The sequence below is a fragment of the Agrobacterium sp. V1 genome, assembly GCF_030518355.1.
Lineage (GTDB): Bacteria > Pseudomonadota > Alphaproteobacteria > Rhizobiales > Rhizobiaceae > Agrobacterium > Agrobacterium cucumeris.
On sequence record NZ_JAULSF010000002.1, the window covers coordinates 221,259 to 237,757 of the forward strand.

Annotated in this window: 11 protein-coding genes; 7 read left to right on the plus strand and 4 right to left on the minus strand. The window is 61.7% G+C overall.

The annotated features are described in order from the left end of the window. The first annotated feature begins 63 nt into the window (after nt 1–63). From QSV77_RS15190 to QSV77_RS15220, 7 genes are all read left to right on the plus strand, one after another. Nucleotides 64–5,517, plus strand: a complete 5,454-nt coding sequence (locus tag QSV77_RS15190) for an alpha-2-macroglobulin family protein (protein WP_302734109.1) — start codon at nt 64–66, stop codon at nt 5,515–5,517. Continuing rightward, entirely contained in the window at nt 5,514–7,592 is a 2,079-nt protein-coding gene (pbpC, locus tag QSV77_RS15195; protein WP_302734110.1) for a penicillin-binding protein 1C, read from the plus strand. The genes QSV77_RS15190 and pbpC overlap by 4 nt, the downstream gene beginning before the upstream one ends. A gap of 306 nt (nt 7,593–7,898) precedes the next feature. Further along, nucleotides 7,899–8,105: a hypothetical protein gene (locus QSV77_RS15200; protein WP_302734111.1), complete on the plus strand. Its 207-nt coding sequence runs from the start codon at nt 7,899–7,901 to the stop codon at nt 8,103–8,105. Next, nucleotides 8,105–9,031, plus strand: coding sequence for a substrate-binding domain-containing protein (locus QSV77_RS15205; RefSeq protein WP_161991693.1), 927 nt, complete (start codon nt 8,105–8,107; stop codon nt 9,029–9,031). The genes QSV77_RS15200 and QSV77_RS15205 overlap by 1 nt, the downstream gene beginning before the upstream one ends. Nucleotides 9,032–9,117: 86 nt before the next feature. After that, complete coding sequence (locus QSV77_RS15210; RefSeq protein ID WP_302734112.1) at nt 9,118–10,653, plus strand: sugar ABC transporter ATP-binding protein; 1,536 nt, start codon at nt 9,118–9,120, stop codon at nt 10,651–10,653. Nucleotides 10,654–10,688: 35 nt separating this feature from the next. Then, nucleotides 10,689–11,702: an ABC transporter permease gene (locus tag QSV77_RS15215; RefSeq protein WP_046799878.1), complete on the plus strand. Its 1,014-nt coding sequence runs from the start codon at nt 10,689–10,691 to the stop codon at nt 11,700–11,702. A gap of 57 nt (nt 11,703–11,759) precedes the next feature. Further along, nucleotides 11,760–12,515 carry a sulfite exporter TauE/SafE family protein gene (locus QSV77_RS15220; protein WP_237681410.1) on the plus strand — a complete coding sequence of 252 codons (756 nt, stop codon included), beginning with the start codon at nt 11,760–11,762 and terminating at the stop codon, nt 12,513–12,515. 10 nt (nt 12,516–12,525) lie between these two features. On the opposite strand, the gene QSV77_RS15225 is transcribed toward QSV77_RS15220, so the two are convergent. From QSV77_RS15225 to QSV77_RS15240, 4 genes are all read right to left on the minus strand, one after another. Beyond that, nucleotides 12,526–13,410 carry a MurR/RpiR family transcriptional regulator gene (locus QSV77_RS15225; RefSeq protein WP_110758040.1) on the minus strand — a complete coding sequence of 295 codons (885 nt, stop codon included), beginning with the start codon at nt 13,408–13,410 and terminating at the stop codon, nt 12,526–12,528. Nucleotides 13,411–13,485: 75 nt separating this feature from the next. After that, entirely contained in the window at nt 13,486–14,610 is a 1,125-nt protein-coding gene (locus tag QSV77_RS15230) for a Gfo/Idh/MocA family protein (RefSeq protein WP_302734113.1), read from the minus strand. Then, nucleotides 14,603–15,571, minus strand: a complete 969-nt coding sequence (locus tag QSV77_RS15235) for a hydroxyacid dehydrogenase (RefSeq protein ID WP_302734114.1) — start codon at nt 15,569–15,571, stop codon at nt 14,603–14,605. The genes QSV77_RS15230 and QSV77_RS15235 overlap by 8 nt, the downstream gene beginning before the upstream one ends. Then, nucleotides 15,572–16,384 carry an HpcH/HpaI aldolase/citrate lyase family protein gene (locus QSV77_RS15240; protein WP_127755588.1) on the minus strand — a complete coding sequence of 271 codons (813 nt, stop codon included), beginning with the start codon at nt 16,382–16,384 and terminating at the stop codon, nt 15,572–15,574. Between the last annotated feature and the right edge of the window lie 115 nt (nt 16,385–16,499).

Here is a 16,499-nt window from a genome sequence, read left to right on the forward strand (position 1 = left end):
TTGACAACCATGCGTGGATTTGACCAGAGTCCCGCCCGACATGTCTGTTGCGGGAGAATACTGATGTCGTTGCGCGCGCTCGTCCGGATTTCGTTGGTTGCGGTCTCTACCGCCCTGATTTTTCTCCCGGCCACGGCGGCCGAACCTTCGCGGAAAGTGGTAACCACGCAAAACGGCGATTATTTCGGCTTCGATCTTCGGACGGAGCAGAATGTCTCGCTGGAACAATGCGGCGAGATTTGCGTCGGCGACGCTGCCTGCAAGGCCTTTACCTACAATCCCAAGGTGAAATGGTGCTTCCTCAAATCGGATTTCAACCAGCTGAACGCTTTCCCCGGTGCAGTTGCCGGCAAGATCGTGGAAGTGGCGACGGAAGCCGATATCGGTGCGCCGCAACGCCTTTCCTTCGTGACGGACAGCCTGCAGCAGGAAGCCCGCCGACTGAAATCCGGCCTTGCTGCCAGTGACGGTGACGAACAGGGGTTGGAAGCCCTTGTGCAGACGGCGCGGCAACAGGCAGCCGCTGGCAATGTTGCCGATGCGGTCACGACCTATAAGCAGGCTCTAGCCATCACGCCTGATGATGGCGCACTCTGGGCGGAATTGTCGGAAAAGGCGGCGCAGGTCACGGATAATTATTCGATTGCCGGGCAGGCGGCGTCTGCCGCCATCAACGCCTATCAGCTGAGCCGCACGGTCAGCGCCCGCACCGAGGCCCTGAACCGGCTGGCGAAGGCTTTTGAGCGAACCCAGAATTATCGCGCGGCACTCAATTCCTATAAGGACAGCCTTGCGCTCACCGACAACGCACAGACAAAGGCGGCCTATGCCGATCTGCGCACGCGTCAGGGTTTCCGCGTCATCAACAACACCGTGGATACCGATAGCGTCAGCCCGCGCGCCTGCGTGCAGTTTTCCGAACCGCTGGTGAAGAACGGCGTCGATTATTCCTCCTTCATCACGCTGGATGGGGCAGCCCCCAAGGCCATCGAAGCGAAGGGCAGCGAGATCTGCGTGGAAGGCCTGACCCATGGCCAGCGCTACAAGATAGCGCTGCGCGCCGGCCTGCCGTCTTCGGTGGAAGAGCCTCTGGAAAAGCAGGTCAATCTCGATATTTACGTGCGTGACCGCGCCGCCAGCGTGCGCTTCACGGGTGAAAATTTCGTACTGCCGGGTACTGCGCGCCGCGGCATTCCGATCGTCTCCGTTAATGCCGACAAGGCCGATCTGAAGCTCTATCGCGTCGGTGATCGCAACATCACCTCGCTTCTTTCCAACTCGCAGTTTCTGACGCAGATGGACGGTTACAACGCCGACCGCATCGAAAACGAAATCGGCGAACTCGTCTGGCAGGGCGCGGTCGATATCCAGCCGGATCTCAACAAGGATGTGGTGACGAGCTTCCCGGTGGATGAAGCTTTGCCGGAGCGGAAACCCGGCATCTATGTGCTGACTGCCGTGCCGCCCGGCACCGCGCCGGAAACATGGGATTCCCGCGCCACGCAATGGTTCCTCGTATCCGATACCGGTATCACCACCTATGCCGGAACCGATGGGCTCAATGTCTTCGTCCGCGCCCTTGGCAGCGCCAAGCCGCTCGCCGACGTGGATTTGCAGCTGCTTGCCAAAAACAATGAGGTGCTTGGCACGGCTAAGACCGATGCGGACGGCCGCGCGGTGTTTTCCGCCGGCCTGATGCGCGGCACCGCTGCGCAGGCGCCCGCAATCCTCACCGCACGCAACGGCGACAAGGACTACGTGTTCCTCGACATGACCCGCGCCGGCTTCGACCTCTCGGATCGTGGCGTGACGGGACGTGCGGCACCCGGCGCGATCGATGTGTTCAGCTGGACCGAACGCGGCATTTACCGCGCCGGCGAGACCGTGCACGCCGCAGCGCTTGCCCGCGACGTCGACGGCAAGGCAATCGAGGATCTTCCGCTCACTTTCATCTTCTCGCGCCCTGACGGTGTCGAGGACCGGCGTTTCGTCAGCGACGGCATGGCGCTGGGCGGCCATGCGGTCGATCTGCCGTTGCAGGCAAATGCCATGCGCGGCACCTGGACGATGCGCATCCATACCGACCCGAAGACGGCTGCCATCAGCGAAAAGAGCTTCCTCGTCGATGATTTCGTGCCTGATCGCACCGAGTTCGATCTTTCCAGCAAGGCAAAACAGATCGACCCGGCTGCGGAAACGGCAATCGACGTCGATGGCCGTTATCTCTATGGCGCGCCCGCTGCCGGCCTGACGCTGGAAGGCGAGGTCGCGATCAAGCCGACGCGCACCAGCGCCGATTTCGAAGGTTATTTCTTTGGTCTGGCCGATGAGGAAAGCGAAGAGGAAAACCGCACCACGCTTGCCGATCTGCCGGTTCTGGACGAAGAGGGCAAGGCGAGCTTCAATGTCGATCTCACCGACCTGCCCTCCACCACGCAGCTGCTTTCCGCCAACATCACCGTGCGCATGCAGGAGGCGGGTGGACGTGCCGTGGAGCGCTCGCTGACGCTGCCTATCAAGGCGGAAGCCTCTGTCATCGGCATCAAGCCGCAATTTTCGGGCGACCTCGCCCAGAATTCCGTCGGCCGTTTCCACATCATCGGCGTTGATGCCGATGGCGTAAAACAGGCGATGAGCGGCCTCAACTGGAAGCTCATCAAGGTCGAGCGTAACTATCAATGGTATCGTCAGGGCAATTCCTGGCGTTACGAGCCGGTGGAATATACCAAGCAGCAGGAAGCCGGCAGCTTGTCCGTCGATGCCAATGGCGGCGAGATTTCCGTGCCGGTCACCTGGGGCCGCTACCGGCTGGAAGTGGAGGGTGCCGGCAATGGCGCACCTGTTTCCAGCGTTGAATTCGATGCCGGTTTCTATGTTGAGGCAAGCTCGACGGAAACGCCGGATGCGCTGGAAATCGCTCTCGACAAACAGAGCTACAAGATCGGCGATACGGCGAAGCTCAAGGTTTCCTCGCGTTTTGCCGGCGAGCTGATGATTACGTCCGGTTCAGAGAAGCTGATTTCCGTTCAGAATGCCGAGATCGGCGCGGATGGCGGCGAAATCGACATTCCGGTCACCGAGGAATGGGGTGCGGGGGCTTACGTCACGGCCACGCTGTTCCGGCCCGGCGATGCGCAGGAAAGCCGCATGCCGATGCGCGCCATCGGCATCAAATGGCTTGCCGTCGATCCGGCCGAGCGCAAGCTGGCCGTCACCCTCGGCGCGCCGCAGAAGACGCTGCCGCGCCAGCCGCTTGAAATTCCGATCACGGTTGCGGGCGCTGGTGTCGGCGAAAAGGCCTATGCCATCGTTGCGGCCGTGGATGTCGGCATCCTGAACCTCACCCGCTATGAGCCGCCGAAGCCGGATGAATGGTATTTCGGCCAGCGCCGGCTGGGGCTGGAAATCCGTGACCTCTATGGCCGCCTGATTGACGGTTCGCTTGGTACCACCGGCCGGTTGCGCACCGGTGGTGATGGCGCAGGCGCCGCCCTTCAGGGCAGCCCGCCCACCGAAAAGCTGGTGGCCTTCTTTGCCGGTCCGGTCGAACTCGACGGTGACGGCAAGGCGACGGTGAGCTTCGATATTCCGCAGTTCAACGGCACAGCGCGCATCATGGCGGTGGCCTGGACGAAAACGGGTGTTGGCCATGCGGTTTCCGATGCTGTCATCCGCGATCCCGTCGTGGTCACGGCCAGCGCGCCGAAATTCCTCGCGCCCGGCGATGTCTCGCAGTTGCGGCTCGATATCGCCAATACCGATGGCGAGGCCGGCGATTACCGGCTGGATGTCACAAGCAACACGGCCTTGACGGTTGATCAGGGCGAGATGTCGCAGACCTTGGCGCTGCAAAAGGGCGGCAAGTCGTCGCTGACCGTTCCGCTGACGGGCGAACAGCCCGGCAATGGCGCAATCACCATCAAGGTTTCCAATGCTGCGGGTGTCTCGCTGGAGCAGGTTCTGAATGTTCCGGTGCGCCCGGCCGTTCTGCCCGTCACAACGCGGCGCGAAATCAAGATCGCGCCGAACAGCAGCCTGACGATCAACGGCGATCTTCTGGCCGACAGCATGCTGCTCGGCTCCTCCGTCGCCGTCAACGTCACGCGCTCGCCCGCCTTTGATATTCCGGCGCTGGTGATGATGCTGGACAAATATCCTTACGGCTGCGCCGAGCAGACGACGAGCCGTGCTTTGCCGTTGCTCTACCTTTCGGAGCTGACGAAGGATAGCGGCATGGCCGAAGACCCCGATACCCGCAAGCGGGTGCAGGAGGCGATCTACCGGGTGCTGTCCTTCCAGTCCAGTTCCGGCAGTTTTGGCCTCTGGTCGCCGGGTTATGGCGATCTGTGGCTCGATGCCTATATCAGCGACTTCCTGACCCGCGCCCGCGAGCAGAGTTACGATGTTCCCGAAGCGGCCATGGTGCAGGCGCTGAACAATCTGCAGAACGGTCTTTCCTATGACAGCAACGTCAAGGATCGCGGTAACGAGATTGCCTATTCGCTTTATGTGCTGGCACGCAACCGCAAGGCGGCGATCAACGATCTGCGTTATTACGCCGATACGGCGCTTGCCGATTTCCCGACGCCGCTTGCCAAGGCGCAGGTTGCCGCCGCCCTTTCGCTTTATGGCGATCAGGCCCGTTCAAAGAGTGTGTTCGGCGCTTCGCTCGATATGGCAAGCCGTGCCACCAATGTCAGCTTGGCTCGGGCAGATTATGGCTCTGCGCTGCGTGACGGCGCTGCGACGCTGGCGCTTGCGGCCGAAAGCCGTCCGGTTCCGGCCGTCGTGCCGCAGCTTGCCGGTGCGGTGGCCAAGGAATGGGAAAAGAAGCCCTATACCAGCACGCAGGAACAGGCCTGGATGCTGCTGGCCGCCCGTGCCGTCAAAGGCGAGGACAAGGATATCCGCCTCGACGTGAACGGTGATCTGCAGACCGGCGGTTTCGGCAAGCGGATGAGCGGCGATGAATTGCTGGCCGCTCCCTTGAAGATCGCCAATGCCTCGGCCGATCCGGTCACGGCTGTTGTCACCACCGTGGCGCCGCCGGCCCAACCGCTTGCGGCGGGCGGCGAAGGCTTCACCATCACCCGCACCTATTATTCCATGGATGGCGAGGAGGTGAACCCGAGCGAGGTCACGCAAAACGAGCGTTATGTCGCGGTGCTGAACGTCGTGCCGCAAAATAACTGGCAGTCGCGCATTCTCGTGACGGATCTCTTGCCCTCCGGTTTCGAAATCGACAATCCGAGCCTCGTCAATTCGGCAGCGCTTTCGAATTTCGACTGGTTGCCGGAAACGGAAGCGGCCCATACCGAATTCCGCTACGACCGCTTCGTGGCGGCCTTCGACCGCTCGGCCGGCGACAGTTCGGAGATCACGCTTGCCTATGTCGTCCGCGCCGTTACTCCGGGCACCTATGACCATCCGGCAGCCTCGGTTGAAGATATGTACCGGCCGCAATTTGCCGCCCGCACGGCAACCGGCCGCATGGAGGTGCGCTCGGCAAACCCATGAGGCGACGGAAGGCGATCATCGTCGGCATCGTGTCAGCCGCGCTGCTTCTCGGCGGCGCGGCCTTCGGTCTTGATGCACTGGACAAGGCCTATCCGCCGCCGCTGGAGGCTGCGCAGCAACGATCCTTCGAGGTGCTGGACCGCGACGGCAAGCTGTTGCGCGCCTTTGCGACAGCGGATGGCCGCTGGCGGCTGAAAACGACTGCAGCCGAGGTCGATCCGCAGTTCCTGCGTATGCTGGTCGCTTATGAGGATCAGCGGTTCTACGATCATCACGGGGTCGACCCATGGGCCCTTATGCGCTCCGCCTGGCAACTGGCCAGCAACGGCCGGATCGTCTCAGGCGCCTCGACTCTTTCCATGCAGGTGGCGCGGTTGATCGAGCCGCGTGCCGACCGCTCATTCTCGGCAAAATTGCTGCAGGCCATGCGGGCGCTCCAGATCGAAAGACGGCTCGACAAGGCTGATATCCTCGATCTCTATCTGAATATCGCGCCCTATGGCGGCAATCTCGAAGGCGTCAGGGCCGCCAGCCTCGCGTGGTTCGGCAAGGAACCAGGCCGGCTCGATACGGCGGAGGCGGCCCTGCTGGTGGCGCTGCCGCAGCTGCCGGAGAAACGTCGTCCGGACCGTTTTCCGGAAGCGGCAAGGCAGGCGCGCGAGCGGGTGCTGCAACGGCTTGCCGTCGAACGCGTGGTGGGGGAAGGGGAAGCGGAGCGGGCGTCTCTTTCCGCCGTGCCCGCCAGCCGGCGCGACCTGCCGGCTTATGCGCCGCATATGGCCGTCGCCGCGCGGGCGAAATTTGCGAATATCACAGAGGCGCGCTCGACGCTGAAACTGCCGATCCAGCGGGAGCTCGAGGGGGTTGCCCGCCATGCGGCGGAAAAGCTGGGCGACAAGGTTTCCGTCGCGATCGTCATGGCCGACGCGCAGACCGGTGATATTCTCGCGGAGGTCGGCTCGGCGGATTATCTCGATACGGCGAGGCGTGGTTTCGTCGAGATGAGCCGGGCGGTGCGCTCGCCGGGTTCCACCCTCAAGCCGTTCATCTATGGCCTTGCCTTTGAAGACGGTCTTGTCGGGCAGGAAACCATCATCGAGGATCGCCCTGCCGATTTTTCCGGTTATCGACCGCGCAATTTCGATATGCATTATCAGGGCGATGTCAGCATCCGGCAGGCGTTGCAATTGTCGCTCAACGTACCCGCCGTCAAGCTGCTGGATGCGGTCAGCCCATCGGCGCTGATGGTGCGGTTCCGGCGGGCGGGCGTCCGGCTGGTGCTGCCGTCAAGCGAGGCGCCCGGACTTGCTATTGCGCTTGGCGGGGCGGGTATCTCGCTGGTTGATCTGGTGCAGCTTTATGCCGGGCTTGCCGGCAGCGGTGATCCCGTGCGGTTGGGCGACGGCGTCCGCTCAGTCCCTGAGCGCCTTGCCGGTGACCGGCTGTTTTCCGATGCTGCAATCTGGAATGTCTCTGACATACTTTCCGGCGTTCTGCCGCCGCTCGGTATGAAACAGCGCGGCATCGCCTACAAGACAGGCACGAGTTACGGTTATCGTGATGCCTGGTCTGTGGGTTATGACGGGCGGCACGTGATCGGCGTCTGGGCCGGTCGGGCTGATAATGGCGCGGTGCCGGGTATTGCCGGTTACGTGACAGCGGCCCCGATCCTGTTCGAGGCCTTCGCAAAATCCGGTGTGGCAATCACGCCGATGCCGGGCGCACCCTCCGGTGTCGCGCGTGTTGCCGTCACCGACCTTCCCGCCAACCAGCGGCGTTTCACCCTGACCGCAAGCGGCCTGCTTTCGGCCTCGAGACGCGAAAGCGCCCCGCGCATCGTTTATCCGCCGGAAGGAGCAAGGGTGGAGCTTTCCGGCCAGTCGGGCATTTCACCGCTGGTGCTGAAGCTGCAAGGCGGGCGCGCTCCCTTCCGTTGGCTCGCGAATGGCATGCCTCTGCCCGACGCTTCCCATCGCCGCAACAGCGAGTGGCGACCCGAGGGGCAAGGGTTTTCCACCCTCACGGTGATCGATGCCGATGGCCGCGCCTCGAGCGTGCGGATTTTCGTCGAGTGAGTTTTGCGGCCTGACGGTGCCGCTTTCAACTGCCGTTCCCCAAAAACGATATGGAGCATATCCAGGAAAAGTGGCTCCCGGGTTTCCCTCCGGAAATGCGGCAATGCTCCAGTCGTGCGGTGCGGTCGGCGAAGCCGCGGCATCCGGGCCCGGCGCTCTCCCCAATCATCTTCCGGGGTATGGTGGTCGGTGGCCCACGAGTGAGATTTTGGAAATTTTATTGCCGTATATAAATTCTGCAATTTTTGTTGCGAATCCCGTTCCATCCCGCTATGTTGAAACTGCGCCCGGAAAATACCCGGGCGCATGGGAGAGACGGGCGCAGCACTAAAGCTGCGCGCAAACAGTGCTGCCGTTTCGACTGATCGACAGGACATGACTTCGCTTGAGGCGGATTTTGCTGCTGCATCCGTCACCGGCGAAGCCATGCCTGGAGACGGCCGGGAGCCGCCGGTTTGGGTGATCGCACACATTCGTCACGTGCGGGGAAAAGAGGAGGAAAAAATCTCGTGATCAAAAAAATCGTAATCACAACCGCATTCTGCGCCCTGATGGCAAACGCTGCCCATGCCGAGAAGATCGGCGTGGCAATGTCGCTCTTTGACGACAATTATCTCACCGTATTGCGTCACAACATTCAGCGCCATGCCAAGGACCTCGGCGTCGAAGTCCAGATGGAGGATGCGCAGGGCGATATCGCCCGCCAGCAGTCGCAGATCGAAAACTTCGTGGCGGCCGGCGTTGATGGCATCATCACCATGCTGGTGGATGCGGATTCCGGCAGGGCGATGTCGAAGATCGCTGATCAGGCGGGTATTCCACTGGTCTTCGTGAACATGCTGCCGGCCAATATGGAAAAATTCCCGGAAAAGCAGGCATGGGTCGGTTCCAATGAGGAGCAGGCCGGCGAATTGCAGGCAACAGAGGTTTGCAAGCTTGCTAGCGGCAAGGGCGATGCGGTCATTCTCATGGGGCAACTCGGCACCACCGGCCAGCGCGGCCGCACCGCGGCGGCTGAACGTGTCCTCAAAAGCGATGCCTGCAAGGACATCAAGGTGCTGGATGCGCAGACCGCGAACTGGATGCGCACCCCCGCCATGGACCTGATGACGAACTGGATCACATCCGGAATGAAGCCGACCATCGTCCTTGGAAACAATGACGAGATGGCGCTCGGCGCGATCCAGGCGTTGAAATCATCCGGTGTCGGCATGAAGGATGTCATCGTCGCCGGTGTTGATGCAACGCAGGATGCGCTGGCGGCGATGGAAGCGGGCGACCTTGACGTCACCGTCTATCAGTCCGCCAAGGGGCAAGGCGAAGGGTCTCTCGATACCGTCCTTAAAATCGCACGCGGCGAAAAATTCGAGCACAAGGTTGATGTGCCCTTTGAACTCGTCACCCCCGCCAATGTTGCTCAATACAAGTCCAACAACTGATTTGTGACCGGCGACCGGGCATTGCCTCGGTCGCCGGCACAGCAAATCACGGCCCGGCCACCGGCCGGATAAAGGACGGGTGAGATATGATTTCCACAACCACCTTAGAGGCGATCGAACGCTTCAAGCAGGCCGCCGGCCCCTACCTTCTCGAAATCGAGGGGGTGCGCAAGGAATTTCCGGGTGTCGTTGCGCTGGATGATGTGCAGTTTCGGCTGCGCCCCGGTTCCGTGCACGCGCTGATGGGCGAAAATGGCGCTGGCAAGTCGACGCTCATGAAGATCATCGCCGGTATCTACAGCCCGGATGCCGGTACTGTCAGGCTGCGGGGAGAAGACGTCCGCCTCAAAAGTCCCCGCGATGCGCTGGAGCGCGGCATCGCCATGATCCATCAGGAACTGGCGCTGATGGACTGGATGAGCGTGGCGGAGAACATCTGGATCCGCCGCGAGCCGAAAAACCGCCTCGGCCTCATAGACCATGCGAAAATGCTGGCGGAGACGCAGGCGCTGTTTAACCAGCTGAAGATCAATATCGATCCGGCGGCGGAGGTCAGCACGCTGACGGTGGCGCAGCGGCAGATGGTCGAAATCGCCAAGGCCGTCAGTTACCAGTCCAGCGTGCTCATCATGGATGAGCCGACATCGGCCCTGACGGAGTCCGAGGTCGCGCATCTCTTCGATATCATCCGCGACCTGCGGTCACGCAATATCGGCATCGTCTACATCACCCACAAGATGAACGAGCTGTTCGAGATCGCCGACGAGTTTTCGGTGTTTCGGGACGGGCGATATGTCGGAACCCATGCGAGCACCGATGTCACGCGCGACGACATCATAAAAATGATGGTCGGACGCGAGATCACCAACATGTTTCCCAAGCAGGTGGCATCGATCGGCGACGTGGTTCTCGAGGTCCGTGATCTCGGCTTGTCCGGTGTTTTCCGCGGTATTTCCTTCGATCTGCATCGTGGTGAAATCCTCGGCGTGGCGGGGCTGGTGGGATCCGGCCGTTCCAACGTCGCCGAAGCGATTTTCGGGGTGGTGCCGGCGAGCGAAGGGACCATCCGCATCAACGGCGCCCCGGTCACGATCCATTCGCCGGCGGATGCGATGCGCAGGGGCATGGCGCTGCTGACGGAAGACCGCAAGGCAACCGGCTGTTTTCTGCCGCTTTCGATCCTCGAAAACATGCAGATCGCGGCCCTCCAGAATGGCCATGCGGCGATGGGTTGTGTCGATGAGCGCGGTTTGACGGTGCTGTGCAACGACATGAAGAAGGCACTGCGCATCAAGACGCCCGATCTCGACGAGCGGATCGAAAACCTGTCCGGCGGCAACCAGCAGAAGGTGCTGATCGCCCGCTGGCTTCTGACGAAACCGGCAATCCTCATTCTCGACGAGCCGACGCGCGGCATCGATGTCGGCGCCAAGGCGGAAATCCATCGCCTGATTTCCAGCCTGGCGAAGGAAGGTGTCGCCGTCATCATGATCTCGTCGGAACTGCCGGAGGTTCTCGGCATGTCCGACCGGATTGTCGTGATGCATGAGGGGCATATGACCGGGATTCTCGATCGCGCCGAAGCGGACCAAGTCAAAATCATGGAACTGGCGGCCCGCTGAGGCTGCGACGGCGGCAATGCCGGGGAGGAAAAATCATGGATAGCGTACAGACCGAACCGGTCGAACGGAAAAGGCGCAAGCTGCCGCAGGAACTGAATATTCTGACCGTGCTGATCGGCGTCGCACTTGTATTTGAGTTGCTCGGCTGGTTCGTGCAGGGGCAGAGCTTTCTCGGCAGCCCGCAGCGCCTGACGATCATGATCCTGCAGGTCTCCGTCGTCGGCATCATCGCCGTCGGGGTCACTCAGGTCATCATCACCGGCGGCATTGACCTCAGTTCGGGCTCGGTGGTGGCGATGACGGCCATGATCGCCATGAGTTTTGCGCAAAGCAGCGATTTCGCCCGGGCGATCTATCCGGCGCTCACCGATATGCCCGTGGTGGTGCCGCTGGCCGTCGGCCTCGGTCTTGGCCTGATCGCCGGCATCGTTAACGGCATGCTCATCGCGGTGACGGGAATACCGCCCTTCATCGCCACACTCGGCATGATGGTGACCGCACGCGGCATCGCCAAGTGGTATACGAAGGGGCAACCGATCTCCTTCCCGACCGAGAGCTTCGCGTCGATCGGCTCGGGCGCATGGCCTGTCGTCATCTTCCTGCTCGTCGCCGTTACCTTCCACATTGCCCTGCGTTATACGCGTTATGGCAAGTTCACCTATGCGATCGGCGCGAACATGCAGGCGGCCCGGGTGTCCGGTATTAATGTCCAACTGCATCTGGTCAAGGTCTATGCCATTGCCGGCCTGCTCGCGGGCCTCGCCGGCATCGTCACCGCTGCCCGTGCGGAAACGGCGCAGGCCGGCATGGGCATGATGTATGAACTCGACGCCATCGCTGCGGCGGTCATCGGCGGCACATCCCTTTCCGGCGGGCGGGGACGCATTTTCGGCACCGTTATCGGCACGGTGATCCTCGGTCTGATGATGTCGGGCTTCACATTTCTGCGTGTGGATGCTTACTATCAGGAGATCGTCAAGGGACTGATCATCGTCAGCGCGGTCGTTGCTGATGTCTACCGTCAAAAAGCCCGGCTCAGGAAGGGCTGATATCCATGCGCGCGGTGCCCCGGCAGGGGTGCCGGCGGCAATGCCGAGGAGATGCACTTGAACCTTTTCAACTCTCCTCTGGAACTGGGCGTCACCGTGCTTGCCGTCGTGCTGGTCGGGCTTTCCAAGGGCGGGCTCGGCGGCATGAGCCTGCTTGGCGTACCGCTGATGGCGCTGGTGATGTCACCGGTCACGGCAGCCGCGATCCTGCTGCCCATTCTGGTGGTCATGGACATGGTCGGCGTGGCCGCCTGGCGCAAATGGGTCGACTGGCGGATCATGCGCCAGCTTCTGCCGGCAGCCGTTCTCGGCATCGGGCTTGGATGGATGACCGCCGAGATCACCTCGGATGCCGTGGTGCGCCTGATCGTCGGCCTTGTCTCGGCCGTGTTCGTGCTGCGCGTCGTGCTTTCAAGGGGCGTCCTGGTGACGGTTGCGAAGGAGCGGCCGATGGCGGGGCGGTTCTGGAGCCTGCTTGCGGGTTACACCAGTTTCGTCGCCCATGCCGGCGCGCCGCCACTGCAGGTCTATTTGCTGCCGCTTCGTATGGACCCGAAGGTTTTCACCGGCACCAATGTGATGTTCTTTGCCATTACCAATGTGCTGAAGCTCGTGCCCTATGCGGCTCTTGGCGGTTTCGGCGCGCAAAATCTCGGCCGCGCCGCCCTGATGGTGCCGCTGGCTATCGTCTCCACATGGCTTGGCGCCTGGACGGTGCGCCACATGCGCGCCTCGATCTTTTATCCGCTGACCTATGTGTCCGTGGCGCTGGTGGCGGTGAAGCTGATCTGGGACGGCGTGACAGGGCTTTGAGTGTGGGTGTCTAGAGGCCGGTCACCGTCGGAATGCGCGGCGCGGTCTCGTTCTTCTGAACACGGGCGGCAACGGCGACGGCCAGAGCCTGCGCAAGGCACATCGGCGCGGCCAGAGACCGGGAAAAGCTGTAATCATGCTCGGGGACCGAAAACAGGACCTTTGCCGATTTTGCCAGCGGCGACAGGGTACTGTCGGAAATCGCCACGGTCGGCACACCGATCCTTTCCGCCTCCTCGACGATATTCACCACTTCCGTCGCGTAAAATCGGAACGACACCGCGATCAGCACGTCACCGGTCTTCATCGTTCGCGCCATATGGGTGGCGAGCCCGCCGCCGGGATCGAGAAGGATACATTGCTTGCCGAGCATGGTGAGAATGTAACGCAGCAGCTCCGCCACCGGTGCGGAGCGCAGCTGGCCGACGAGATAGACTGTACCGGCGGCCTCGATCAGATCGGCGGCGGTGCCGAGCTGCTCGGCGCTGATGCGTTCGAGCAGATCCTGTAGCGAGGCGATATCCCTGACGACAAGATCGTGAAGGAAACCGTATTCCGAACGATCCTCGCGGCTTTGCAATTCATCGTCGAGCGCGCGCACGCGTGCCTCGAAACCCGGAGCTGCCGTCGCCAGCCGTTTCTGGAACAGCGCCTGGAGTTCCTTGAAACCCTTGTAGCCGAGCGACTGCGCAAACCGCACGAAGCTGGAGGCGTGGATGTTGTGCCGTTCGGCAATGGTATTGACCGAATGCACGGCGACTTCATTGGGGTTCTGCGTCAGATAAACGGAAATCCGCTGATAGGTCTTGCTCATCTGATCATGACGATCATGGATGAGGCGGATCAGTTCTTCGTAATCTTTCGGAGGGTCGACGGGCTGCGGTTGTTGCTTCATGACATGATCTTGCAATATTTATTGCGGTTTTCCAAGAGGCATGAAGGTCCGCAGCCCGCTGCTCAATCCGGGATTTCAGGCAGCGACATCCAGCCATTGCCGGGTGGATGACGAGCGCTGGATCGTCTCGACCAGCCGCTGGATGCGCAGGCCGGCAGCGAAGCCGAAAGGCTCTGGTGCCTGTCCCGCGATCGCCCGGAGATAACCCTCGATTTCGATGGCTTTCAGGTCGTTGAAGCCGAGCTGATGGCCGGGCGCGACGCAGAAGCGGCCATACGGCGCGTGGTCAGGAGAGGCCTCTATTTTGCGGAAGCCACGGCGGCCGGCCGGGTCGGCGGCGGAATAGAAATGCAGTTCGTTGAACCGCTCCTGCGTGAAGTAAAGCGCACCCTTTTCGCCGTAGATCTCGAAATCATGCTGCATCTTGCGGCCGGTGGCGATCCAGTTGCCTTCGACCGAGCCCTGCGCACCATTGGCGAAACGCAGGAAGGCGCGCCCCACATCGTCCACTTCCACCTTGCGTGTGCCGCCCTTGCCATCCGGCCGCTCGGCAATCAGCGTCACGCAATCCCCCATCACTTCGGTTATCGGACCAAGCAGGAATTCGGCTGTGGCAAGCGCGTGCGAGCCGATATCGGCAAGCGCACCGCCGCCGGCCGGATCGTGGCGGAAGGTGAAGGTGCCTGCGGCGTCGGCCATATAGTCTTCGGCATGCAGACCACGATAACCGCGTATCTTGCCGAGTTCGCCTGCCGCCACCATTTCCCGCGCCAGCCGCAGCATGGGATTGCAGAGATAGTTGAAGCCCACTTGTGTTTTGACGCCACGCGCAGCCGCGGCTGCCGCCATCTCGCCGGCATCCGCAGCAAGCGGCGCCAGCGGTTTTTCACAATAGACGTGTTTGCCGGCGGCAATCGCGGCAAGCGCCATTTCCTTGTGCAGGGCGTTCGGCGCGGTGATGTCGACGAGGTCGATATCCGGATCGGTAATGATGCTGCGCCAGTCCGCCGTGGAATGGGCAAAGCCGAAATCCGCAGCTGCCCGTGCAGCCGCATCTTCGGTGATGTCGGCAACGGTGTGCAGTTCGATCCGGTAGGGGAGGTCGAAGACCTTATGGGCAGAGGCGAAACCGAAGACATGGGCTTTGCCCATGAAGCCGGTGCCGATGAGGCCGACGCGTAGAACGGGTTTTTCAGACATGGGCAAATTCCGGATTGACGATGAGGCCGGGATCGATCGTCCCTTTCAGATAATTGACGGCGTTCTGGATGGAAGCGATGGCCATCCTCTCCCCGCATTCCGTCGTAAGCCCGGCAATATGCGGCGACAGGACGGTGTTGAACTGCGACAGCAGCGGGGAGGAGCTTTCCGGCGGCTCGTCGTCGAAGACATCAAGCCCGGCCGCACCGACATGACCCGAGGCGAGCGCTTCGCTGAGTGCCTTTTCACAAACGACACCGCCACGGGCCGTGTTTGACAGGACGACACCGGGTTTCATCAGAGCGATTTCGGTGGCCCCGATTGCCGGGCTTGGCCCTTTGGGAATATGTACGGAAATATAGTCGGCCCAGGGCAGGCCCTCTTCCAGCGATACGGGTCTTGTCGGCCCTTCGGGCCATCCCGATTGCAGCAGGTAGGGGTCGTAGGCGCGGATATGCATGCCGAAACCCGAAGCCATTCTGGCGAGATGCCGCCCGATCCGGCCATAACCGAGGATGAGAAGGTTCTTGCCGGATATTTCCTGCTGCTCCAGCCTGTTGCGCCAGCTCCACTGCCCCGGTTCGCGAACCGCGCGGTCGGCGAGTATGGCTCGCTTTGCCGCCGCCAGCAGCAGCATCATCGCATGTTCGGCGACGGAGACGGAATTGACATCGCCGACGATGGTGAGCGCGATGTTGCGCCGGTTGAGTTCGGCTAGATCGACGCTATCGTAACCCACCCCATGGCGGGACACCACTTTCAGCCGTCCGGCCCTGGCAATGGTGGCTGCCGAAAGTGGCTGTGTGCGAATGACGATGGCATCCGCTTCTTCGATGAAGGGAGCGTAGGAGGCTTCGGAAACGTCTTCGATATAGCGGACGGAGAAGCCGAGGGCCGGCAGGTCACGGAGCATGGCCTCGCCGGAAGGATGAAGTTTCCCGGCCACGAGAAGGTTCGGCATTCAATACCCCCCTTTGCCATCGGTTTTTTTGGCGGTCTTTTCCACCAGCCTGCGCCAGGTCGCGGTCGATTCCGTCGCTGCAGCGGCCAGCAGGCGGGAATCGCCTGATACGGTGGTCATGTCGAAACCCCATTCCACCGCGCGTGCCGCGTAATCCGCTGTGCCGCAATGGAGGGCCGCCTTGATGCCGTTGCGGTGGCAGGCATCGAGGATGCGCTTGATGGCGTCGATGACCTCGGGCTCCTCGCGGTCAAAGGCAGGTGTCAGTTGCCCTTTAGAAAGCGAGAAACTGAGATCGGCGGGACCGACATAAATCCCGTCGAGGCCGGGGGTGGAGGCGATTTCTTCGAGATTGTCCATCGCCTCTGCCGTTTCGATCATCGCAAAGGCGAGGATTTCGTCATTGGCTTCTGCGGCATAATTGCCGCCGGCGGCGTAAACGGCGCGGGTGGGGCCGAAACTGCGCTCCCCGAGCGGCGGGTAGCGCATGTAACGAACGAATTGCTCGGCCTGCGCCCGGTTGTTGATCATCGGGCAGATGATGCCATAAGCCCCGGCATCCAGAACCTTGGATATCCACGCCGGGTCGAGCCAGGGCACCCGCGCCATCAGCACCTTGTCGGAAGCGCGCATGGCCTGGAACATGCCGAGCACGTCCTTGTAGTCGACCGCGCCGTGCTGGATGTCGATGGAGATGGCGTCGTAATCCTGCGCCGCCATGATTTCGGCGCTGAACGGGCTGGCAATGGACAGCCAGCCATGCAGCACCGGACGTCCCTCCGCCCAGATTTCCTTCAACTTGTTTTTCCGCATGGGATTCTCCTGCAAGGTTGTCTGTCGCTAGAGCACGTAAACGGAATCGTCGGATGTGCTCTAGCCCTTTGTTTTTCCGCATTTTCCGGACGTAAAACCGCTGCGCACTTTTACT